This window comes from Leifsonia sp. PS1209, assembly GCF_012317045.1.
Classification (GTDB): Bacteria; Actinomycetota; Actinomycetes; order Actinomycetales; family Microbacteriaceae; genus Leifsonia.
In genome coordinates, this window is the sequence record NZ_CP051154.1 from 1,197,054 (window position 1) to 1,217,920 (window position 20,867).

Here is a 20,867-nt window from a genome sequence, read left to right on the forward strand (position 1 = left end):
GACAATATCAGGCCCACAGACCTGATTCAACCCCGATCAGGCCCACAGCCCTGATCGCTCGCGGCAATCCCGCGGCGGCCCCGCTGATAATCTGAGTGCGTGTCCGACTCCGAAACGCTCAACGCACAGACCAACGATCCGTCCTTCGACGACGTCTGGGATGAGCTGGTGTGGCGCGGGCTCATCCAGGTGTCCACGGATGAAGCAGCGCTCAAACAGCTCCTCGCCGGCGAGCCGGTCACCTATTACTGCGGCTTCGACCCGACAGCGGCCAGCCTGCACCTCGGCAACCTGGTGCAGCTCCTCACCATGCGCAGGCTGCAGCTGGCCGGCCACAAGCCGCTCGGCCTGGTCGGCGGCTCCACCGGCCTGATCGGCGACCCCCGCCCGAGCGCGGAGCGCACGCTGAACACCAAGGAGACGGTCTCCGAGTGGGTCGGCTACCTGCAGGGGCAGGTCTCGCGCTTCCTCAGCGCGGAGGGCGACAACGCTGTGCGGCTGGTCAACAACCTCGACTGGACAGAGCCGCTGTCCGCCATCGACTTCCTCCGCGACATCGGCAAGCACTTCCGCGTCGGCACCATGCTCAAGAAGGACGCCGTCGCCGCGCGCCTCAACTCCGACGAGGGCATCAGCTACACCGAGTTCAGCTACCAGATCCTGCAGGGCCTCGACTACCTGGAGCTGTACCGCGAATACGGCTGCGTGCTGCAGACCGGCGGGAGCGACCAGTGGGGCAACCTCACCAGCGGCACCGATCTGGTCCGCCGCGTCGAGCACGTCTCCGTCCACGCCATCGGCACTCCGCTCATCCTGAACAGCGACGGCACCAAGTTCGGCAAGAGCGAGGGCAACGCCATCTGGCTGGATGCGACGCTCACCAGCCCGTACGCCATGTACCAGTTCTGGCTGAACACGGACGACGCGGATGTTGTCGACCGCCTCAAGGTGTTCACCTTCCTCGGCCGCGCCGAGATCGAGCGCCTCGCCCAGGCCGTCGCCGACGAGCCGTTCAAGCGGGAGGCGCAGCGCACGCTCGCCTTCGAGGTGACCAGCCTGGTGCACGGCACGGAGGCGACGGAAGCTGCGATCGCCGCCGCCCAGGCGCTCTTCGGCCAGGGCGAGCTGACGGCACTGGATGCGTCGACGCTGGAGGCAGCGCTGCGCGAGCTTCCGAACACCACGACGGCACCCACGGCGACCGTCACCCAGTCCCTGGTCGACACCGGCCTCACATCGAGCCTCGGCGAGGCCAGGCGTGCCATCGCGCAGGGCGGCGTCTACGTGAACAACACGAAGGTGGACGACGGAGAGGTGCCGGTCGGCGATCTGGTGCTCCCCGGCAACCTCGTCGTGCTCCGCCGCGGCAAGAAGACGCTCGCCGGCCTGTTCGTCGAGTAGCCGCCCGCCTTGTCGCGTACCGTTGAACCCATGGATGCGACAGACAGGGGTGAAGACGGGCTCGTCTCCCGCCTCGCCGTGATCGAAGAGCAGGCGCTCGCAGCGCGGGCGGAGGCGTACGCGCAGGTGCACGACGAACTGCGCGACCAGCTCGAGGGCGGCGACGTGCAGCGCAATGGCTGACTCCCGTCTCGACGTCGCGCTCGCCGCCAGGGGACTCGCACGGTCGCGCTCGCACGCCGCCACCGTGATCGCCGACGGACTGGTCACGGTGGACGGCGTGCCCGTCACCCGCGCGTCGCACAAGGTGCGGGACGACCAGGTGGTCGAGGTGGCCGGCGCCGACCACTACGTCAGCCGCGGCGCCCACAAGCTGATCGGTGCACTGGATGCGTTCGGCATCGACGTCGCGGGCCGCGTCGCCCTCGACGCCGGAGCATCCACGGGCGGGTTCAGCCAGGTGCTGCTGGAGCGCGGAGCCGCCAGGGTGATCGCCGTGGACGTCGGCCACGGGCAGCTCTCCCCGCTGATCGCGGGCGACGAGCGGCTGGCGTCGTTCGAGGGCGTCAACGTGCGGACGCTCACCGCGAGGGCGCTCGCCGGGCTGGTCGGCGATGAGGTGCGCCCGGATCTCGTGGTCGGGGATCTGTCGTTCATCTCGCTGACCCAGGTGCTGCCTGCGCTCGCGGAGACGGCGGCGGACGGAGCCGACTTCGTGCTGCTGGTGAAGCCGCAGTTCGAGGTGGGCCGCACGGGCATCAAGGAGGGGATCGTGCGCGACGCGGCGCTCCGCTCCGACGCGGTGACGAGCGTGCTCTGGGCCGCGCACGACCTCGGCCTCGGCACGAAGGGCTTCATCGCGTCGCCGATCGCCGGCAGCCAGGGCAACCGCGAATACCTGGTCTGGCTGAGCGCATCCGGGGTCAACCCCACCGAGTGGCTAGCCGAGGTGCAGGCGGTCACCGCGCGCTGACGCTCGGGCACGCGCGAACACGTTGTCCACACCCTGAGAGCTTTCCCCAACCTGCCGCGCGCTCACACAGACGTGCCGAAAACCGACAGAATGGGAAGACCGGATTCCACCACCAGAACGGAGCGTGACGCCAATGGATGCACCCACCAGGTACATCCTCGTCGTCGCGCACACCGGTCGCCAAGATTCTCTCGAAGCAGGGGTGCAGGTCTGCTCCCAGCTGATCGAGGCGGGCGTCGTGCCCGTGCTCAGCGAAGACGAGCGGCGTGACGTCCTCGCCGCCAGGCCGAGCTTCCACGACGTGGCCGTGCTCGGCGTCGACGTGCAGCCGAACGAGCTGGAGCTCGTCATCGTGCTGGGTGGAGACGGCACCATCCTGCGCGCCGCCGAGCTGATCCGTGGATGCTCGGCCCCGCTGCTCGGCATCAACCTCGGCCACGTCGGGTTCCTCGCCGAGAGCGAGAGGGACGACCTCGCGCTGGCCGTCGCGCGCGGCCTCGCCAAGGACTACGAGGTCGAGGAGCGCATGACCCTGTCCGCGCGCGTGAAGCTCGGCAAAGAGGTCGTCTACGAGAGCTGGGCTCTCAACGAGGCCACCGTCGAGAAGGCGAGCCGCGAGCGCATGCTCGAAGTGGTGATCGAGGTCGACGGACGGCCGATGTCGAGCTTCGGCTGCGACGGCGTCGTGATGTCGACGCCGACCGGGTCCACCGCATACTCGTTCTCCGCCGGCGGCCCTGTCGTGTGGCCGGGCGTCGCCGCTCTATTGCTCGTGCCGCTGAGCGCGCACGCCCTCTTCGCACGGCCGCTGGTGGTCGATGCGGACTCCTCGCTCGCCGTCGAGCTGCTCGACAGGACGGGCGGGGCCGGAATCCTCTGGTGCGACGGCCGCCGTGCATACGATCTGCCGCCCGGAGCGCGCGTCGTCGTGCGCAGGTCGCCCATCCCTGTGCGTCTCGCCCGCCTGCATCCCGGCCCGTTCACCGACCGGCTGGTGCACAAGTTCAACCTTCCCGTCACGGGATGGAGGGGGCCGGCCGACCGTGACTGAGAACCGCGGAGGCATCGAGGAGATCTCGATCAAAGACCTGGGTGTCATCGCCGACGCCTCTCTTCCCCTCGGACCGGGCTTCACGGCGATCACCGGCGAGACGGGCGCAGGCAAGACGATGGTGGTCTCCGCGCTCGGGCTGCTGCTCGGAGAGCGGGCGGACACGGGAGCCGTGCGGCTCGGCAGCGCGCAGGCGTGGGTCGAAGGGCGCTGGCGCATCGCGGAGTCGAGTGATGTCGTCGAGCGCGTGCGGGATGCAGGCGGAGATGTCGACCCCGTCGGTGGAGGGGGAGCGGAGCTGGTGCTCACGCGCTCCGTTTCGTCGGAGGGGCGCTCGCGCGCGATCGTCGGGGGCCGCAGCGCTCCGGTGAGCGTGCTCACCGAGCTGGGCGGCCAGCTGGTCGTCGTGCACGGCCAATCCGACCAGATCCGGCTGCGGTCCGCCGTCGCGCAGCGCGAGGCCCTCGATCGGTTCGCCGGTCCCGACTTCGCCGCAGCCGTCGACGCGTACGCCCAGGTCTTCCACCGCTGGCGCGACAACCGCGCCGAGCTGGACGAGCTGGTAGCGGATCAGGACCGGCGCGCCCGTGAGGCCGAAGACCTGCGGATCGCGATGGCCGAGATCGAGGCCGTCGCTCCGCAACCGGGGGAGGACGACGAACTGGCCGAGCGCGCAGAGCGGCTGTCCAACCTCGAAGAACTGCGCCTGGCAGCGGCCAGCGCCCGCGAATTGCTCTCGGCGGAGGAGTCGGAGGGCGCGGATGCGCTCGGTCTCCTCGACAGCGCCAGGAGGCACCTCGAACGCGTCTCCGAGCACGACAGCGCGCTCGTCGCCGTCGCCGAGTCCGTCGCGAACGCCAACTACCTGATCTCCGACGTCGCCGCGCAGCTGTCGACCTATCTGGCGACCCTGGACACCGACGGTGCACGCGAGCTCGAGATCGTGCAGGACAGGCGCGCGGAACTGGCGACCCTCGTGCGCAAGTACGGCCCGACGCTCGCCGACGTGATCGGGGCGCTCGACACCGGAAGCGGCCGCCTGCTCGAACTCGACGGGGACTCCGACAGGATCGAGGAGCTGCGCGCAGAGGTCGAGGCGGACGCCGCCCTCGCCGAGCAGTTGGCGGACGGCCTCAGCGCCCAGCGGCGATCGGCCGCTGAGCGACTGAGCACGGCCGTCTCCGACGAACTGACGGCCCTCGCGATGGCCGACGCGCGCGTGGTGGTCGAGGTCATCCAGCGCGACGAGTTCACGGCCGCGGGCCGCGACCAGGTCTCGATCCTGCTGCAGCCGCACTCCGGCGCGGAGCCGCGGCCGCTCGGCAAGGGCGCATCCGGGGGCGAGCTCTCCCGCGTGATGCTCGCCATCGAGGTCGTCATCGCAGGCACGGACCCCGTGCCCACCTTCATCTTCGACGAGATCGACGCGGGCGTCGGCGGCGCGGCGGCCATCGAGATCGGCCGCAGGCTCGCGAAGCTGGCGGAGACCTCGCAGGTGATCGTCGTCACGCACCTCGCGCAGGTGGCCGCGTTCGCGGGCAACCACCTCACCGTGGTGAAGGGCAGCGACGGCTCGGTCACCGCATCCAGTGTCCGGCAGCTGGGCGGAGACGAGCGCATCGCCGAGATGGCCCGCCTGCTCTCCGGTCTGCCCGACTCCGAGAGCGGACTCGCCCACGCGCGCGAGCTGGTGGAGATGGCGGGAGCGTCGCGGTGATGTCGCGCGCACGGAACGTCCCGAACAGGGTGATAGGATAAAAGCCCGTGGTGGATAAATCAGACGCGGGCATTTCGAACGGCATTACCAAGCACATTTTCGTGACGGGTGGTGTCGTTTCTTCGTTGGGCAAGGGTCTTACGGCCGCTAGCCTCGGCAACCTTCTCACTGCTCGCGGCCTTCGCGTCGTGATGCAGAAACTCGATCCGTACCTCAACGTCGACCCTGGAACGATGAACCCGTTCCAGCACGGCGAGGTGTTCGTCACAGACGACGGTGCGGAGACCGACCTCGACATCGGGCACTACGAGCGGTTCCTCGACATCAACCTCGGCCAGTCGGCCAACGTGACCACGGGACAGATCTACTCCAACGTGATCGCCAAGGAGCGCCGGGGCGAATACCTCGGCGACACGGTGCAGGTCATCCCGCACATCACCGACGAGATCAAGCGCAGGATGCGTCTCCAGGCCCAGCCTGGGCCGGACGGCGAGCTGGCCCCGGACGTCATCATCACCGAGATCGGCGGAACGGTCGGCGACATCGAGTCCCAGCCGTTCATCGAGTCGGCCAGGCAGGTGCGCCACGAGCTCGGCCGCAAGAACTGCTTCTTCGTGCACGTCTCCCTGGTGCCGTTCATGAACGCCTCCGGCGAGCAGAAGACCAAGCCGACCCAGCACTCCGTCGCCGCCCTCCGCTCCATCGGCATCCAGCCGGATGCGCTGGTCCTCCGCAGCGACCGCCCGGTCTCCGAGTCGAACAAGCGCAAGATCGCGCTGATGTGCGACGTCGACGAGAGCGCAGTGGTCAACGCCGTCGACGTGCCGAGCATCTACGACATCCCGACGATGCTGCACGACCAGGGCCTCGACGCGTACATCATCGACCAGCTCGGCCTCGACAAGGCCGACGAGGTCAACTGGGACGGCTGGAGCGAGCTGCTCGACGCCGTCCACGACCCCAAGCACGAGGTCACCATCGGCCTGGTCGGCAAATACATCGACCTCCCGGATGCGTACCTCTCGGTCACCGAGGCGCTGCGCGCAGGCGGTTTCGCGCACAACACCAAGGTGCACCTCAAGTGGATCGCCTCCGACGAGTGCCAGACCCCCGAGGGCGCGGCGGCTCAGCTGAGCGACGTGGATGCGATCTGCGTGCCCGGCGGGTTCGGCGTGCGCGGCATCGAGGGCAAGCTCGGCGCGCTGCGGTTCGCCCGTGAGAACGCCATCCCGGCCCTCGGCCTGTGCCTCGGTCTGCAGTGCATGGTCATCGAGTACGCCCGCAACGAGGCCGGTCTCGGCGGAGCGTCGTCGTCGGAGTTCGACCCGGACACCGAGTTCCCCGTCATCGCGACGATGGCGGAGCAGGTGGAGATCATCGCGGGCGGCGACCTGGGCGGCACCATGCGCCTCGGCCTCTACCCGGCACTCCTCGCCGACGGCTCCATCGTCTCGGAGCTCTACGGTGCGCCCGAGGCGTCTGAGCGTCACCGCCACCGCTACGAGGTGAACAACAACTACCGCGAGCAGATCGCGGACGCCGGCCTGTGGTTCTCCGGAACGTCGCCGGACGGTCACCTGGTCGAGTACGTCGAGCTTCCGCGCGACGTGCACCCGTTCTACGTCGGCACCCAGGCGCATCCCGAGCTGCGGTCGCGCCCGAACCGTGCGCACCCGCTGTTCCGCGGGCTCGTCGGTGCCGCCCTCGAACGGCAGAAGGCCAGCATGCTGTTCGAAGTCGCCGCGGACGCCTGATGGCGGCGGAGCTGACGGACGACCCGTTCTCGCCGGAGGTCGTCTCCTCGCGGACGGTCTTCTCCGGCCGGGTGTGGGACGTGCGGCACGAGACGTTCCGCTACAACGGCGACGAGATCGGCCGCGACTTCGTCGACCACACGGGTGCCGTCGCCGTCCTCGCTCTGGACGACGACGGCCGGGTGCTGCTCATCAAGCAGTACCGGCACCCCGTGCGGCACCGCGACTGGGAGATCCCGGCCGGTCTGCTCGACGTGCGCGGCGAGCATCCACTGGATGCCGCCAAGCGCGAGCTGGCAGAGGAAGCCGACTTCCAGGCCGACCAGTGGAACGTGCTCTCCGAGTTCTACACCAGCCCGGGCGGGAGCGACGAGGCGATCAGGATCTACCTCGCCCGCGGGCTGCGGCCGACCGCTGAGGCGTTCGACCGCTTCGACGAGGAGGCGGACATCGAGGTGCGCTGGGTGCCGCTCGACGAGGCGGTGGATGCTGTGCTCGCCCGCCGCATCCAGAACCCGTCGCTGACCATCGGCGTGCTGGCTGCGCACATCGGACGGCAGAGCGGCTGGTCGCAGCTGGGCGCGGCCGACCTGCCGTGGCTGCGGCACCCGAAGCTCGAGGCATGACCGTCGAGGCGGCCGCCGACTCGTATCTGCGGCACGTCTCGATCGAGCGCGGGCTGTCGGCGAACACCGTCGCCGCGTACCGGCGCGACCTCGGCCTGTACACGCAGTGGCTGGCCGAGCAGCAGGTGACGGCCCCCGCGGAGATCACGACGCCGATGATCTCCGCGTTCACGCTCCACCTCGGTTCGCGCGCCGAGTCCCCGCTGACCTCGTCGTCGCTCGCCAGGGTGCTGTCCACGGTCCGCGGCTTCCACCGCTTCCTGCTCGACGAGGGCGTCGTCGAGCGGGACGTGGCGCACGAGGTGAAGCCGCCGAAGCTGGCCAGCCGCCTGCCGAAGGCGATCAGCGTCGACCAGGTCTCGGCGCTGCTCGCCGCGACGGACGGCGACAGCATCGCCTCGCTCAGGGACAAGGCGCTGCTCGAACTGCTCTACGCGACGGGCGCGCGCGTCAGCGAGGCGGTGAACCTCAACGTGGACGACGTGATCGACGACGACATCGTTCGCCTCACCGGCAAGGGCAGCAAGCAGCGCATCGTGCCGCTCGGCAGCTACGCCAGGGCGGCGATCGACACCTACCTGGTGCGCGCGCGCCCCACCCTCTCGCTGAAGGGCAGGGCGACGCCCGCCCTCTTCCTCGGGATGCGCGGGGCCAGGCTGTCCCGCCAGAACGCCTGGCTGATCATCCGGGCGGCCGCAGAGCGTGCGCAGCTCGGCGTCGAGGTCTCCCCGCACACGCTGCGCCACTCGTTCGCCACGCACCTGCTCGCCGGGGGAGCGGACGTGCGTGTCGTGCAGGAGCTTCTCGGCCACTCTTCGGTGGCGACGACGCAGATCTACACGCTCGTCACCGCTGACACCCTCCGCGACGTCTACACCTCGGCCCACCCCCGCGCCCGCTGACCCGCGCCCGCTGACCCTGGCCCCGCCGCCGCGCGGCGGTGCGCCCCGCGAGATGGGGGTTGCGTCGGTAGGATGGGCAACTGACGTAAGTCAGCGACAAAGGGACGAGGAACACGCAGGTGACGCGCAACGACGAGGTCAGAACCCAGCTTCCGGGCATGGATGACGCATCGCTCGCCGTGCCGCTCGGACCCACCGGCCGCCCGCTGCGGCCGTTCCCTGTGCCTCCCGCGCTGAAGGGTCACGGACCCGCGCGCATCATCGCCCTGTGCAACCAGAAGGGCGGCGTCGGCAAGACGACGACGAGTATCAACCTGGGGGCGACCCTGGCCGAGTACGGCCGCAGGGTGCTCGCGATCGACTTCGACCCCCAGGGTGCACTGTCCGCCGGTCTCGGCGCGCAGACCCACGACGTCACCACCATCTACGACCTCCTGCTCTCACGCTCGAAGGACCCGGCGGAGGCGATCCAGAAGACCGGCGTCCCCGGGCTCGACATCATCCCGGCCAACATCGACCTGTCCGCTGCGGAGGTGCATCTCGTCAACGAGGTCGCGCGCGAGCAGATCCTCGCCAGTGTGCTGCGCAAGGTGAGCGGCGACTACGACGTCATCCTGATCGACTGCCAGCCGTCGCTCGGCATCCTCACGGTGAACGCGCTGACCGCTGCACACGGGGTGCTCATCCCGCTGGAGTGCGAGTACTTCGCGCTACGCGGTGTCGCCCTGCTGATCGAGACGATCGACAAGGTGCGCGAGCGCCTCAACCCGGCCATCGAGCTGGACGGCATCCTGGCCACGATGTACGACTCCCGCACGCTGCACTCCCGCGAGGTCCTGGAGCGCGTGGTCGACGCGTTCGGCGACCGGGTGCTCGAGACGGTCATCTCGCGCACGGTCAAGTTCCCGGATGCGTCCGTGGCCGCCACCCCGATCACCCAGTTCGCTCCGGAGCACTCCGCGGCCGAGGCGTACCGCCAGCTCGCGAGGGAACTGATCGCGCGTGGTGCCGTCGCCTAGCCCTGCCGGCGAGGAGACCCAGCAGCCGGCGACGTTCCGTGTCGCGCTCGGCGACTTCGAGGGCCCGTTCGATCTGCTGCTGTCGCTCATCACCAAGCACGAGCTCGACATCACCGCGATCTCGCTGAGCCGCGTGACGGACGAGTTCATCGCCTACCTGCGCGCGCTCGACTCCGCGGACAGCCTCGACGAAGCGAGCGAGTTCCTGCTCGTCGCCGCGACGCTGCTCGACCTCAAGGTGGCCGGCCTCCTCCCGCAGGGCGAGCTGGTGGATGCGGAGGACGTCGCCCTGCTGGAGGCCCGCGACCTGCTGTTCGCGCGGCTGCTGCAGTACCGCGCGTTCAAGGAGGCGTCCGCGTGGTTCCAGAGCGGCATGGAGGCGGAGGCGACCAGGCACACGCGCAGCGTCCGCCTGGAGGACAAGTACCGGCAGCGCACACCGGAGCTGGTGTGGACGCTGACCGCGGAGGACTTCGCGGCCATCGCGACGCTCGCGCTCACGCCCAGGGAGATCCCGGTGGTCGGGCTCGACCACCTGCACGCCCCGCTGGTGAGCATCCGGGAGCAGGCGGCGCTCGTGGTCGGGATGCTGCGATCCGGAGAGACCGTGACGTTCCGGCAGCTGGTGGCCGGCGCCGACCTCAAGGGGGTCGTGATCGCGCGGTTCCTCGCGGTGCTGGAACTGTATCGCCACGCGGCGATCGCGTTCGAGCAGCTCGAACCACTCGGTGAGCTGACGCTCCGCTGGACGGCGGAGCACTGGTCGGAGGAGAATCTGTCGAATTTGGGAGCGGACTATGACGGTTGACGACGTGGACACGGCGACACAGGACGAGGCACGGCCCGCTCTGCCGGAGGGCGTCGCCATCGAGCGCGCCCTCGAAGCGATCCTGATGGTGGCCGACGAGCCGATGAGCGTCGTCACCCTCGCCACCGCCGTCGGCGCACCCGTCAAGCGCGTCCGGGCAGCAGTGGATGCGCTGGTCGCCGACTTCGACGGAGTAGACGGAGGAACGCGCCGCGGTTTCGAGCTGCGCGAGGTCGGGGGAGGATGGCGCATCTACGTGCGGCCGGAGTTCGACCCCGTCGTCGCCGACTACGTGCTCGCCCAGAACCCCACCAAGCTCTCCCAGGCCGCTCTGGAGACGCTCGCCGTGATCGCATACAAGCAGCCGATCAGCCGCGGTGCCATCGCCTCCATCCGGGCGGTGAACGTCGACTCCGTCGTGCGCACGCTGCTTGGCCGCGGCCTGATCACGGAGATGTTCACCGACAGCGAGACCGGCGCCATCAACTACGGCACCACGGAGCTCCTGCTCACCCAGCTCGGCATCAACTCGATCGACGAGCTTCCCAAGATCTCCCCGCTGCTGGCGGACGGAACGGATGGATTCGACGGCGATGTCCGCTAAAGACGCTAGAGACTACAGAGACGACAAGAAGACGCACCCGCAGCAGGCGGACGGCAGCCCGGAGGGGGAGCGGCTGCAGAAGGTGATGGCCGCCGCGGGGGTGGCATCCCGCCGGGTCTCCGAAGACCTGATCGCGGCCGGCAGGGTCACCGTGAACGGCGACGTCGTCACCGAGCTCGGCCGCAGGATCGACCCGCTCACCGACCTGGTCGCGGTCGACGGCTCCGCCGTGCAGCTGGACACCTCGCGCCGCTACGTAATGCTGAACAAGCCCGTCGGCGTCGTCAGCTCCATGCGCGACGAGCAGGGACGCCCCGATCTGTCCCGGTTCACCGCCGACTATCCCGAGCGCCTGTTCAACGTCGGGCGCCTGGATGCCGAGACCTCCGGCCTGCTCATCCTCACGAACGACGGGGAGCTCGCGCACGTGCTCGCCCACCCCAGCTTCGGCGTGACCAAGACGTACATCGCGCGTGTGCGCGGCGTCGTCACCCCGCAGACCATCGCGACGCTCACCCGCGGGGTCGAGCTGGAGGACGGCCCCATCGCCGCAGACAAGGCGCGACTGCTCGAACGCAGCTCGTCCGCGAAGGACAGCCTCGTCGAGCTGACCCTGCACTCCGGCCGCAACCGGATCGTGCGGCGCATGATGGCCGAGGTCGGTCACCCGGTGATCGAGCTGGTCAGGCGCCAGTTCGGACCTCTGCACCTCGGCACGCTCCGGGTGGGCCAGATGCGCGACCTGACTAAGGTGGAACTCGGCCAGCTGCTGACGATCTCCCGCCAGAAAGACACGAAGTGAACGACACCGCCTCCCGGCTCACCGGACCCGTCCGTGTGGTCGGCGCCGGGCTCCTCGGCGCCTCGGTCGGGCTCGGGCTGCGCGCCCGCGGCGTCGATGTGCTGCTTGCAGACGCGTCACCGGCGCACCTCCGGCTCGCGGCCGACTACGGAGCAGGGCGTCCGGACGACGGCGCGGCCGAGCCGGCGCTGATCGTCGTGGCCGTTCCGCCGGACCTGGTGGCGTCCGTGGTGCTGGCGGAGCTCGCCGCGCATCCGGATGCGGTCGTCACCGATGTGGCGAGCGTGAAGGTCGCCCCGCTGTCCGAGCTGGAGGCGTCCGGGGCCGACCTGTCCCGTTACGTCGGCTCGCATCCACTGGCCGGACGGGAGCGCGGAGGGCCGTCGTCTGCACGTGCCGACCTGTTCGTCGGCCGTCCGTGGGTGGTCTGCGCCCGCCCGGAGAACGACAGGGCCGCCGTCTCCCTCGTGGAGGCGCTACTGCTCGACCTCGGTGCGACGCCGGTCGAGATGGGAACGACGGAGCACGACGCGGCCGTCGCGCTGGTCTCGCACACCCCGCAGATCGTCGCGAGCCTGATGGCGAAGCGCCTCTCCGGATCGACGGACGCCGCCCTCGCCCTCGCCGGTCAGGGATTGCGCGACGTGACGCGCATCGCGGGCAGCGAGCCGGAACTCTGGGTGCAGATCCTCGGAGCGAACGCCCCGGCCATCGTGGAGATCCTGCACGCGTACCGCGACGACCTGGACAGGATGCTCGTGGCGCTCGGCGACGTCGACGCCTCCGGGGCCAGGCGCACCATCGCGGAGGAGATCGCGGGCGGAAACGTCGGCGTCTCGCGCCTGCCGGGCAAGCACGGTCAGGACAAGCGGTACACCTCGATCGTCGTCATGGTCGACGACCGCCCCGGCGAGCTCGGCCGGCTGTTCACCGAGCTGGGCGAGATCGGCGTGAACCTGGAAGACCTGCGGCTCGAGCACTCGCCGGGCGCGCAGGTGGGGCTCGCGGAGATCGCCGTGCTGCCCGAGGTGCTGCAGCGCACCATCGACGACCTGACAGCCAGAGGATGGAGGATCGCCGGATGAGCGCGACCGAACAGCAGCAGAGGCAGCAGACCCCGACGGTCGTCGCCGTCGACGGCCCGGCGGGGAGCGGCAAGTCGAGCGTCAGCAAGGCGGCAGCGCGCGAGCTCGGATACGCCTACCTCGACACCGGGGCCGCATACCGGGCGCTCAGCTGGTTCGTGGTCGCGAGGAAGCTCGATCCCACCGACTCGGCAGCCGTCGTGGATGCGCTGCCCGACTTCGACTACCGCATCGGCACCGACCCGGACACGTACCACGTGTTCGTCGGCGACCACGACGTGACGGACGCCATCCGGGAGCCGGAGGTGTCCGCCGTCGTCAGCGCCATCGCGCGCGTTCCGGAGGTGCGCACGTTCCTCACCGAGCTGTTCCGGCGCATCATGCGCGGCACGGACAAGCCGGGCATCGTGGTCGAGGGAAGGGACATCACGACGGTGGTGGCCCCGGATGCTCCCGTGCGCATCCTGCTGACTGCCAGCGAAGCCGCTAGAATAGCCAGGCGTTCCGCGGAACTCGTCGGCCACTCCGCCGCCCATGTCGGTGAGCAGCTGCACCGCCGCGACCTGGCTGACTCCCGGGTCGTCGACTTCATGAACGCCGCCGACGGTGTGACCACCGTCGATTCAACCGATCTCGACTTCGAGCAGACCGTGGCCGCGGTCATCGACGTCGTACAGACCGAAATCCGGAAAGGCGCCTGACGCGCATGTCTGACAAAGAACTTGAGGAGCCCCAGGGAGCCGACGACCTCGTCGAGCGTCTCTCCGGGCTCGACGAGGAGCTGGCGACGCAGCGCGCCGCCGCCCTCCGCAGCGGGCTGGACGACTACGAGCTGGACGAGGGCGACCTCGACATCCTCGAGACCGCCAGCGAAGATCCCGACGCGATCACCTACCTGCCTGCTCTGCCCGTGCTCGCCATCGTCGGCCGCCCCAACGTGGGCAAGTCGGCGCTGGTCAACCGCATCCTGGGCCGTCGTGAGGCCGTCGTGGAGGACACCCCCGGTGTCACCCGCGACCGCGTCTCGTACCAGGCGGAGTGGAACGGCCGCCGGTTCACCATCGTGGACACCGGAGGCTGGGAGCCGGACGCCAAGGGCATCGACGCCTCCGTCGCCGCCCAGGCCGAGGTCGCGATCGACCTCGCGGACGCCGTGCTGTTCGTGGTCGACGCGAACGTGGGCGCCACCGCGACGGACGAGCACGTCGTCCGGATGCTGCGCAAGACCAAGAAGCCGGTCTTCCTCGCGGCCAACAAGGTCGACGACCTCCGCCAGGAGCCGCACGCCACCGAACTGTGGTCGCTCGGCCTCGGCGAGCCCCGCCCGGTCTCCGCACTGCACGGCCGCGGCGTCGCCGACCTGCTCGACGACATCCTGAAGAAGCTGCCCGAGGTCTCCGCCGTCGCCAAGCAGGAGGTCGGCGGTCCGCGTCGTGTCGCGATCGTCGGGCGCCCGAACGTCGGCAAGTCGTCGCTGCTCAACAAGGCGGCAGGCGAAGAGCGCGTCGTCGTCAACGAGCTGGCCGGCACCACCCGCGACCCGGTGGACGAGCAGGTCGAGATCGCCGGCAAGGTGTGGCGCTTCGTCGACACCGCCGGCATCCGCCGCCGCGTGCACCTGCAGCAGGGCGCAGACTTCTACGCCTCGCTGCGCACATCCACCGCGTTGGAGAAGGCGGAGGTCGCCGTCGTCGTGCTCGACGTGTCCGAGCCGATCAGCGAGCAGGACGTGCGGATCATCGACCTCGTGCTCGAGTCCGGCCGCGCGCTGGTGCTCGCGTTCAACAAGTGGGATCTGCTCGACGACGACCGCCGCCGCTACCTGGAGCGCGAGATCGAGCAGGACCTCGCCCACGTCTCCTGGGCGCCGCGCGTCAACATCTCTGCGCGCACCGGACGCCACCTGGAGAAGCTGGTCCCCGCCCTGGAGCTCGCGCTCGAGTCGTGGGACACGCGCATCCCGACCGGCAAGTTCAACGCCTTCCTCGCCGAGCTCACGGCGGCGCACCCGCACCCCGTGCGTGGCGGGAAGCAGCCGCGCATCCTGTTCGGCACGCAGGCGTCGAGCCGTCCGCCGACATTCGTGGTGTTCACCACCGGCTTCCTCGACCCCGGCTACCGCCGATACATCATCCGCCGCCTGCGCGAGATCTACGGTTTCGAGGGCACACCGATCACGCTCAACATGCGCGTGCGCGAGAAGCGCAAGCGCTAGCCTCGCTCGCTCGCTCCGCTCACGCGGAACCCCGCCGCGACACGCCGCCGGTTTCTCCGCTCCAACGGACAAACCGGCGGCGTTCGCGCATCCCTCCGCTTGAACGGAGTCCCCGGATGCGCTGAGCGCGTCTCCGTTCGAGCGGAGTTCGGCGCCGATCTGGCCGGTTTCTCCGCACGAACGGACAAACCGGCGGCGTGTCTCCCCGCTTCTCCGCGTCAGCGGAGCCGGCTCCGCGGCCGGCTAAAGCACGTCGCTGACGGCGAAGCGGCCGGCTGCTGCCGCTTCGCCGAGCGCCTCGAAGTCGGCGAGCGACTGGTCGGCGTACGCCATCGACCAGGCCGTCACCGCGCGCGGCAGCGCGTCGCCGCTGCCGATGTACCCGGCGACGAACGCGCTGCTCGGGCTGCGTGAGTGCGCCCGGGAGAGGATCGTCGCACAGGTGCGGACGTAGTCGTCGAACGGCTCGTCCGGCATGGTCGGGATGTCGAACGACAGGTTCCTGTCCCGGAACTGACGCACGTAGAAGCCGAACCCCTCGAAGTTGACGTAGCCGAGGAACGGGTCGGAGACCGCCTGCAGGATGCGCTGGCTCGCCGTGACCCGGTAGCCGTGGTGCGCGGCGAGGGTCGCCCTGTCGATCCCGGCCACGTCGTACTCCGGCACACCGCCGAACTCGTGCAGCACCGACTGGGTCGCCTCCTTCACCTGCAACACGAGCGGTTCGCCGCGCGGCCCGGTGAGCACCACGATGAAGCATCGCGTTCCGACGCTGCCGACGCCAACCACGCGGCGCGCGATGTCGGTGACGGTGTGCTGGTCGAGCAGCAGCGCGATGTCGGGGGAGACGGTGCGGCTGTACTGCGCGAGCACTTCGCCGACGCTGTCCTCGATCTCCGCGGGGACGTGCGTGAGTCTCGGCGGGTTCTCGACGATCCGGCGGGAGCCGTCCTCCGCCAGCTCGGTGATGCGTGAGACGACGTGGGCGGAGGTGCGCTTCTCGGCGGAGGCGACGGCCTTCTTCACCAGCCGCTGTGTCTCCTTCCCGTACTGGCGCCCGCCCCGGATGACCGCCGCCTCGAAGAAACGCTGCGTCACGTCGAGCCCGAGGGAGGTCCGCAGCCCGTCCCTGTATGCGATCGCGGAGCGCAGCGCAGACTCCTCCGCAGCGGCGTCGGTCGCCCCGCGGCCGCGCGCCGCGATGACGACGCTGGTGACCAGGCGCTTGAGGTCCCACTCCCAGGGCGCGATGGTCGCCTCGTCGAAGTCGTTGAGGTCGAACACCATCCGGCGTTCCGGCGAAGCGAAGATGCCGAAGTTGGCGATGTGCGCGTCGCCGCAGGCCACCACGTTCGCTCCGGATGCTGCCCCGTCGGCGAGGTCGGCGGCCTGCAGCGCCGCGGTTCCCCGGTAGAAGGCGAACGGATCCTGCAGCATCCTTGCGGTGCGCAGCGGCACCAGGTTCGGCAGGCGGCTCGCGTTCTGCTGCTCGAGGATCGCGAGGGGGTCGCGCCGCGCATCCGGCGTGTACTCGGCGTGCGCCGACCGCGGGATGCGGGCTCTCGCATCCTTGCCGAGCTGGTACTGATCCCGGTCGCTGGCAACCGGTTCGTGGTCGTAACGCAGACGACCCGCGACACTGTCCATGGCGTAACAGTAGCCCCGTGCCTGAAATCTCACCACAACGGGGGGTTTGTACCCCGGCTTGTCCTCACTATTGTGGACAACGAGAGCTACCCGACCGCGCGACCCGAAAGCGCGGGCTCTCTGAGAATCAAGGACGCATACCCGATCATGAGTTCTACAAGTTCATATTCCCCTGCCCGGAAACGCCAGTGGGGCGCAGAGCGCCGCACCGAGCCGCTCCCGACCGTCCACCCGAAGCCCTCGGACCGCAAGGTCACCTGGAGCCGTGTCGCCATCGTCGCGACCGTGCTCTTCTGGGCCATCTACGTCGTCACCACCATTATCCGCCAGTTCCTCGTGCTCGGCACGCAGGACTTCCGGTTCACGATGGAGGCGATCGGCTACCTGATCGTCGTCACCTTCCTGACCTTCTCCGCTCTGATGTACCTGGTCGCCCGCCAGGGTGCGCTGCAGCGGTTCCAGAAGCACGTGCGGGTTCCCCGCGCGGAGCTGGACAGGCACTTCGCCGAGAACCAGCCGTCCATCACGGTCCTGGTGCCCTCGTACGCCGAGGAGCCGGAGGTCGTGCGCATGACGCTGCTCTCCGCCGCCCTGCAGGAGTTCCCGTCGATGCGCGTCGTGCTGCTGCTCGACGACAACCCCAACCCGAAGGATCCAGCCGTCGCGGAGAGGCTCAACGCCACCCGCGCCCTCGGCACGGACATCGCGGCGCTGCTCGCCGAGCCGCGCACCCGCTTCAGCGACGCGCTGCTGCACTACGAGCTGACCGAGACCGGCGCGTTCGCCTCCGAGTCCGACACCCTCGACCTCGCGGCGCACTACACCTGGGCCGCGCAGTGGCTGCACGACCAGGCGGACGCCCACGGCGTCGAAGACCACGTCGACCTGTTCTTCGCCGACCAGGTGCTCCGCGCCCTCGGCGACGAGCTGGTGCTCACCGCGCAGGCCGTCGAGGCCGCCGTCGAGGAGGGCGCAGCCCTGTCCTCCGAGCGCGTCGCGCAGCTCTACCGCCGCCTGGCCTGGACGTTCGACGCCGAGCTGGACGTGTTCGAGCGCAAGCAGTGGGCATCCCTGTCCCACGAGGCGAACAAGGCGATGAACCTCAACGCGTACATCGGCCTGATGGGCGGAACGTACCGCGTCGAGGAGACGCCGGACGGCCCCATCCTGACCCCGGTGTCCTCGCGCCGCCCCGGTGACATCGTCATCCCGGACAGCGACTTCCTGCTCACGCTCGACGCGGACTCGATCCTGCTCCGCGAGTACTGCCTCCGTCTCACCTACCTGCTGCAGCAGCCGGACAACGCCCGCGTCGCCGTGACGCAGACGCCGTACTCCTCCTTCCGTGGGGCAGGCACGCGCATCGAGCGCCTCGCCGGTGCGACCACCGACATCCAGCACATCCTGCACCAGGGGATGAGCTTCTACGGCGCCACCTTCTGGGTGGGTGCGAACGCGGTCATCCGCAAGCGCGCCATCGAGGACATCGTGGAGACCGAGTTCGTCGGCGGCTTCGAGGTGCGCCGCTACGTCCAGGACCGCACGGTCATCGAGGACACCGAGTCGAGCATCGACCTCGGCACCCACGGCTGGACGCTCGTGAACTACCCGGAGCGCCTCAGCTACTCCGCCACCCCGCCCGACTTCGGCTCGCTCATCGTGCAGCGCCGCCGCTGGGCGAACGGCGGACTCCTCATTCTGCCGAAGCTGTGGCGTCAGCTGCGCGAGCGCAAGCGCCGCGGCGAGGTCATCTCGCGCACGGAACTGCTGCTGCGCGTGAACTACATGGCGTCGATCGCCTGGGCAAGCTTCGGCCTGATCTTCCTGCTCGCGTACCCGTACGACGGCCGCCTGCTCAGCCCTGTCGTGCTGCTCGCAGCGCTGCCGTACTTCATCGCGATGGCCAGCGACCTGCGCTACGCCGGATACAAGGCCACCGATGTGCTCCGCATCTACGGGTTCAACCTGATCCTGCTGCCGGTGAACCTGGCCGGCGTTCTCAAGTCGCTCCAGCAGTCGCTGACCGGCAAGAAGATCCCGTTCGTCCGCACCCCGAAGGTCAAGAACCGCACGGCATCTCCGCTGCTCTACGTCATCACGCCGTTCCTGATCGTCGCGTTCTCGGCCTTCACCCTGTGGCGTGACGTGAACGCGCAGAACTGGGGCAACGCCGCGTTCGCCGCCTTCAACGCGACCCTCGCCATCTGGGCGATCGTCAGCTACATCGGTGTCGGCAACGCGATCGTCGACATCTGGCTCGGCCTCACCAAGCCGCTGTACGTGGAGCGGAACCGCAAGGCCGCAGCGACGTCGACGGCCCCCGCCGCCGACGTGATCGACTGGCGCTCCGTGCTCTACCACGGCCACACCGGCGGCGACCTGCCGCACGTGGAGCGCATCGCCCTCCCGGCCGCCGAGACCGAGAAGCAGGCCGCCTGATGGGGAGGAAGAACACGCCGAAGACCCAGGCTCCTGCCGAGCAGGCTCCGGATGCGCAGTCCCCGTCGGCCGGACACGCCGACGGCGGCCGCCGCCTCTCGCCCCTCCGGGTGGTCGGCGCAGCGCTCGTCGCCGCCGTCGTGGTCAGCGTCGGTGTCGTCGGGTTCCAGTGGTGGAGTGCGAAGGCCGCCGTGGAGGCGCAGCCCTGGTTCGCGTCGTACGTCGACGTGACCGCCACCCCGCGGTTCGCGTTCGAGAACCTCGGCAGCACGAAGAACAAGGACGCCGTCCTCTCGTTCATCGTGGCCGACTCCTCCTCGGCATGCACCCCGTCGTGGGGCAACGCGTACACGCTCGACCAGGCGCGGGGCTCCCTCGATCTCGATCGCCGCATCGCCAGGCTGCAGCAGCAGGGCGGGACCGTCGCCGTGTCGTTCGGCGGCCAGCTGAACGACGAGCTCGCTGTCGCCTGCACCGACGCCACCAAGCTGAAGGCCGCGTACGCCGCGGTCATCGACCGCTACAAGATCGGCACGATCGACCTCGACCTGGAGGGCGACGGCCTGGCGGACTCCGACGCGAACGCGCGCCGCGCATCCACCATCGCTGCCCTGCAGAAGGAGCGCAGGGCGGAGGGCAAGAGCCTCGCCGTCTGGCTGACGCTGCCCGCCTCTCCGACCGGGCTCACCAGCCAGGGCACGGACGCGGTCGCCGCCATGCTCAAGGCCAAGGTCGACATCGCGGGCGTCAACGCCATGACGATGGACTTCGGCGACGCCAAGAAGGCCAAGCAGTCGATGTCCGACGCCGCACAGGATGCGGTCACCGCCACCCAGCGCCAGCTCGGCATCCTCTACGACCGCGCCAAACTGCACCAGTCGGACCCGAGCCTGTGGTCGAAGGTCGGCGCCACCCCGATGATCGGCCAGAACGATGTCGAGAAGGAGGTCTTCTCGCTCGCGGATGCCAAGTCGTTCAACGCGTGGGCCGTCTCCACGGGCGTCGGCCGGATGTCGATGTGGTCGGCGAACCGCGACAAGACCTGCGGGTCGAACTACGTGGACACCTCCGTCGTCTCGGACGCGTGCAGCGGCGTGAAGCAGGGCAAGCAGACCTTCGCCGGGCTGCTGTCCAAGGGATTCGACGGGCACATCTCGCTCGGCGAGGCCGCCGTCACCACGCCGGAGCCGGTCTCGACCGCCGCCAAGGACGACCCCGCCACCTCGCCGTACGCGATCTGGACCACGTCCCACTCCTACCTCAAGGGCACCAAGGTGGTCTGGCACCACAACGTCTACGTCGCCAAGTGGTGGACGAAGGGCGACATGCCGGACGACCCGGTGCTGAACGCGTGGGAGACGCCGTGGGAGCTGGTCGGCCCCGTGCTGCCGGGCGAGACGCCCATCCCGCAGCCCACCGTCCCGGCCGGCACGTACCCGGAGTGGACGGGCACCGCGCAGTTCGACAAGGGCGCCCGCGTGCTCTTCGACGGCGTGCCGTTCGAGGCCAAGTGGTGGACCCAGGGCGACAGCCCGGAGGCCGCGAGCGCCAACCCGGACGCGTCCCCGTGGGCTCCGCTCACGCAGGACGAGATCGACACGATTCTGGGCGGCGGCACCGCCGCCCAGTGAGACTCGGCGGCGGGATGCAGATTCCCCCCTGAACGCATCCCGTCGCCGACCAGACCCGGACTCCCGCTGCGGGGCGGAGAGTTCTGGGCATCCAGTGGATGCGGCACACTGTCGGGTCGCATCCACTGGCGCGTCGTGCCGGCGAGCACCGGGCGGACTTTCGGGTAGCGAGCCCGGGAGTGTTCGCCGGCAC

Annotated in this window: 18 protein-coding genes; 17 read left to right on the top strand and 1 reads right to left on the bottom strand. The window is 69.6% G+C overall.

Features of this window, described 5'->3' with window-relative positions:
- Window positions 1–99 precede the first annotated feature (99 nt).
- From tyrS to der, 15 genes are all read left to right on the top strand, one after another.
- Entirely contained in the window at window positions 100–1,401 is a 1,302-nt protein-coding gene (tyrS, locus tag HF024_RS05750) for a tyrosine--tRNA ligase (protein WP_168688942.1), read from the top strand.
- Window positions 1,402–1,431: 30 nt separating this feature from the next.
- A complete protein-coding gene (locus tag HF024_RS05755) occupies window positions 1,432–1,584 on the top strand; it encodes a hypothetical protein (protein WP_168688943.1) in 153 nt (50 codons plus the stop codon).
- Complete coding sequence (locus HF024_RS05760; protein ID WP_168688944.1) at window positions 1,577–2,374, top strand: TlyA family RNA methyltransferase; 798 nt, start codon at window positions 1,577–1,579, stop codon at window positions 2,372–2,374. Before HF024_RS05755 ends, HF024_RS05760 begins: the two co-directional genes overlap by 8 nt.
- Window positions 2,375–2,507: 133 nt before the next feature.
- Complete coding sequence (locus tag HF024_RS05765; RefSeq protein WP_168688945.1) at window positions 2,508–3,425, top strand: NAD kinase; 918 nt, start codon at window positions 2,508–2,510, stop codon at window positions 3,423–3,425.
- The gene (gene recN, locus HF024_RS05770; RefSeq protein WP_085370018.1) at window positions 3,418–5,142 is read left to right on the top strand and encodes a DNA repair protein RecN; all 1,725 of its coding nucleotides are present in this window, start codon (window positions 3,418–3,420) and stop codon (window positions 5,140–5,142) included. Before HF024_RS05765 ends, recN begins: the two co-directional genes overlap by 8 nt.
- An 83-nt stretch (window positions 5,143–5,225) precedes the next feature.
- Window positions 5,226–6,896, top strand: a complete 1,671-nt coding sequence (locus HF024_RS05775; protein WP_168690789.1) for a CTP synthase — start codon at window positions 5,226–5,228, stop codon at window positions 6,894–6,896.
- A complete protein-coding gene (locus HF024_RS05780; RefSeq protein WP_168688946.1) occupies window positions 6,896–7,522 on the top strand; it encodes an NUDIX hydrolase in 627 nt (208 codons plus the stop codon). The genes HF024_RS05775 and HF024_RS05780 overlap by 1 nt, the downstream gene beginning before the upstream one ends.
- The gene (gene xerD / locus HF024_RS05785; RefSeq protein WP_168688947.1) at window positions 7,519–8,424 is read left to right on the top strand and encodes a site-specific tyrosine recombinase XerD; all 906 of its coding nucleotides are present in this window, start codon (window positions 7,519–7,521) and stop codon (window positions 8,422–8,424) included. The genes HF024_RS05780 and xerD overlap by 4 nt, the downstream gene beginning before the upstream one ends.
- Before the next feature lie 119 nt (window positions 8,425–8,543).
- On the top strand, window positions 8,544–9,443 hold the full coding sequence (locus tag HF024_RS05790) for a ParA family protein (protein WP_085370022.1): 900 nt from the start codon (window positions 8,544–8,546) through the stop codon (window positions 9,441–9,443).
- The gene (locus HF024_RS05795) at window positions 9,427–10,251 is read left to right on the top strand and encodes a ScpA family protein (RefSeq protein WP_168688948.1); all 825 of its coding nucleotides are present in this window, start codon (window positions 9,427–9,429) and stop codon (window positions 10,249–10,251) included. The genes HF024_RS05790 and HF024_RS05795 overlap by 17 nt, the downstream gene beginning before the upstream one ends.
- Complete coding sequence (gene scpB / locus HF024_RS05800; RefSeq protein WP_247597322.1) at window positions 10,241–10,855, top strand: SMC-Scp complex subunit ScpB; 615 nt, start codon at window positions 10,241–10,243, stop codon at window positions 10,853–10,855. Before HF024_RS05795 ends, scpB begins: the two co-directional genes overlap by 11 nt.
- Window positions 10,845–11,657: a pseudouridine synthase gene (locus HF024_RS05805; protein ID WP_168688949.1), complete on the top strand. Its 813-nt coding sequence runs from the start codon at window positions 10,845–10,847 to the stop codon at window positions 11,655–11,657. Before scpB ends, HF024_RS05805 begins: the two co-directional genes overlap by 11 nt.
- Window positions 11,654–12,742: a prephenate dehydrogenase gene (locus HF024_RS05810; protein ID WP_168688950.1), complete on the top strand. Its 1,089-nt coding sequence runs from the start codon at window positions 11,654–11,656 to the stop codon at window positions 12,740–12,742. The genes HF024_RS05805 and HF024_RS05810 overlap by 4 nt, the downstream gene beginning before the upstream one ends.
- The gene (gene cmk, locus HF024_RS05815; protein WP_085370027.1) at window positions 12,739–13,443 is read left to right on the top strand and encodes a (d)CMP kinase; all 705 of its coding nucleotides are present in this window, start codon (window positions 12,739–12,741) and stop codon (window positions 13,441–13,443) included. The genes HF024_RS05810 and cmk overlap by 4 nt, the downstream gene beginning before the upstream one ends.
- A gap of 5 nt (window positions 13,444–13,448) precedes the next feature.
- Window positions 13,449–14,957: a ribosome biogenesis GTPase Der gene (der, locus tag HF024_RS05820; protein ID WP_085370028.1), complete on the top strand. Its 1,509-nt coding sequence runs from the start codon at window positions 13,449–13,451 to the stop codon at window positions 14,955–14,957.
- Between the two features lie 243 nt (window positions 14,958–15,200).
- On the opposite strand, the gene HF024_RS05825 is transcribed toward der, so the two are convergent.
- Window positions 15,201–16,604, bottom strand: coding sequence for a DUF2252 domain-containing protein (locus HF024_RS05825; protein ID WP_168688951.1), 1,404 nt, complete (start codon window positions 16,602–16,604; stop codon window positions 15,201–15,203).
- Window positions 16,605–16,751: 147 nt separating this feature from the next.
- On the opposite strand from HF024_RS05825, the gene HF024_RS05830 reads away from it, so the two are divergent.
- Together HF024_RS05830 and HF024_RS05835 are read left to right on the top strand one after the other, a co-directional pair.
- Window positions 16,752–19,043 (top strand): glycosyltransferase family 2 protein, encoded by a 2,292-nt coding sequence (locus HF024_RS05830; RefSeq protein WP_168688952.1) that lies wholly within the window; start codon window positions 16,752–16,754, stop codon window positions 19,041–19,043.
- The gene (locus tag HF024_RS05835; RefSeq protein WP_085370030.1) at window positions 19,043–20,674 is read left to right on the top strand and encodes a glycosyl hydrolase family 18 protein; all 1,632 of its coding nucleotides are present in this window, start codon (window positions 19,043–19,045) and stop codon (window positions 20,672–20,674) included. Before HF024_RS05830 ends, HF024_RS05835 begins: the two co-directional genes overlap by 1 nt.
- Window positions 20,675–20,867: the final 193 nt, after the last annotated feature.

Coding starts and splice junctions, on each gene's coding strand:
- HF024_RS05755 (WP_168688943.1), top strand. CDS start 1,432: ATGGATGCGACAGACAGGGGTGAAGACGGGCTCGTCTCCCGCCTCGCC.
- HF024_RS05760 (WP_168688944.1), top strand. CDS start 1,577: ATGGCTGACTCCCGTCTCGACGTCGCGCTCGCCGCCAGGGGACTCGCA.
- HF024_RS05765 (WP_168688945.1), top strand. CDS start 2,508: ATGGATGCACCCACCAGGTACATCCTCGTCGTCGCGCACACCGGTCGC.
- HF024_RS05780 (WP_168688946.1), top strand. CDS start 6,896: ATGGCGGCGGAGCTGACGGACGACCCGTTCTCGCCGGAGGTCGTCTCC.
- xerD (WP_168688947.1), top strand. CDS start 7,519: ATGACCGTCGAGGCGGCCGCCGACTCGTATCTGCGGCACGTCTCGATC.
- scpB (WP_247597322.1), top strand. CDS start 10,241: ATGACGGTTGACGACGTGGACACGGCGACACAGGACGAGGCACGGCCC.
- HF024_RS05805 (WP_168688949.1), top strand. CDS start 10,845: ATGTCCGCTAAAGACGCTAGAGACTACAGAGACGACAAGAAGACGCAC.
- cmk (WP_085370027.1), top strand. CDS start 12,739: ATGAGCGCGACCGAACAGCAGCAGAGGCAGCAGACCCCGACGGTCGTC.
- der (WP_085370028.1), top strand. CDS start 13,449: ATGTCTGACAAAGAACTTGAGGAGCCCCAGGGAGCCGACGACCTCGTC.
- HF024_RS05825 (WP_168688951.1), bottom strand. CDS start 16,604: ATGGACAGTGTCGCGGGTCGTCTGCGTTACGACCACGAACCGGTTGCC.
- HF024_RS05830 (WP_168688952.1), top strand. CDS start 16,752: ATGAGTTCTACAAGTTCATATTCCCCTGCCCGGAAACGCCAGTGGGGC.
- HF024_RS05835 (WP_085370030.1), top strand. CDS start 19,043: ATGGGGAGGAAGAACACGCCGAAGACCCAGGCTCCTGCCGAGCAGGCT.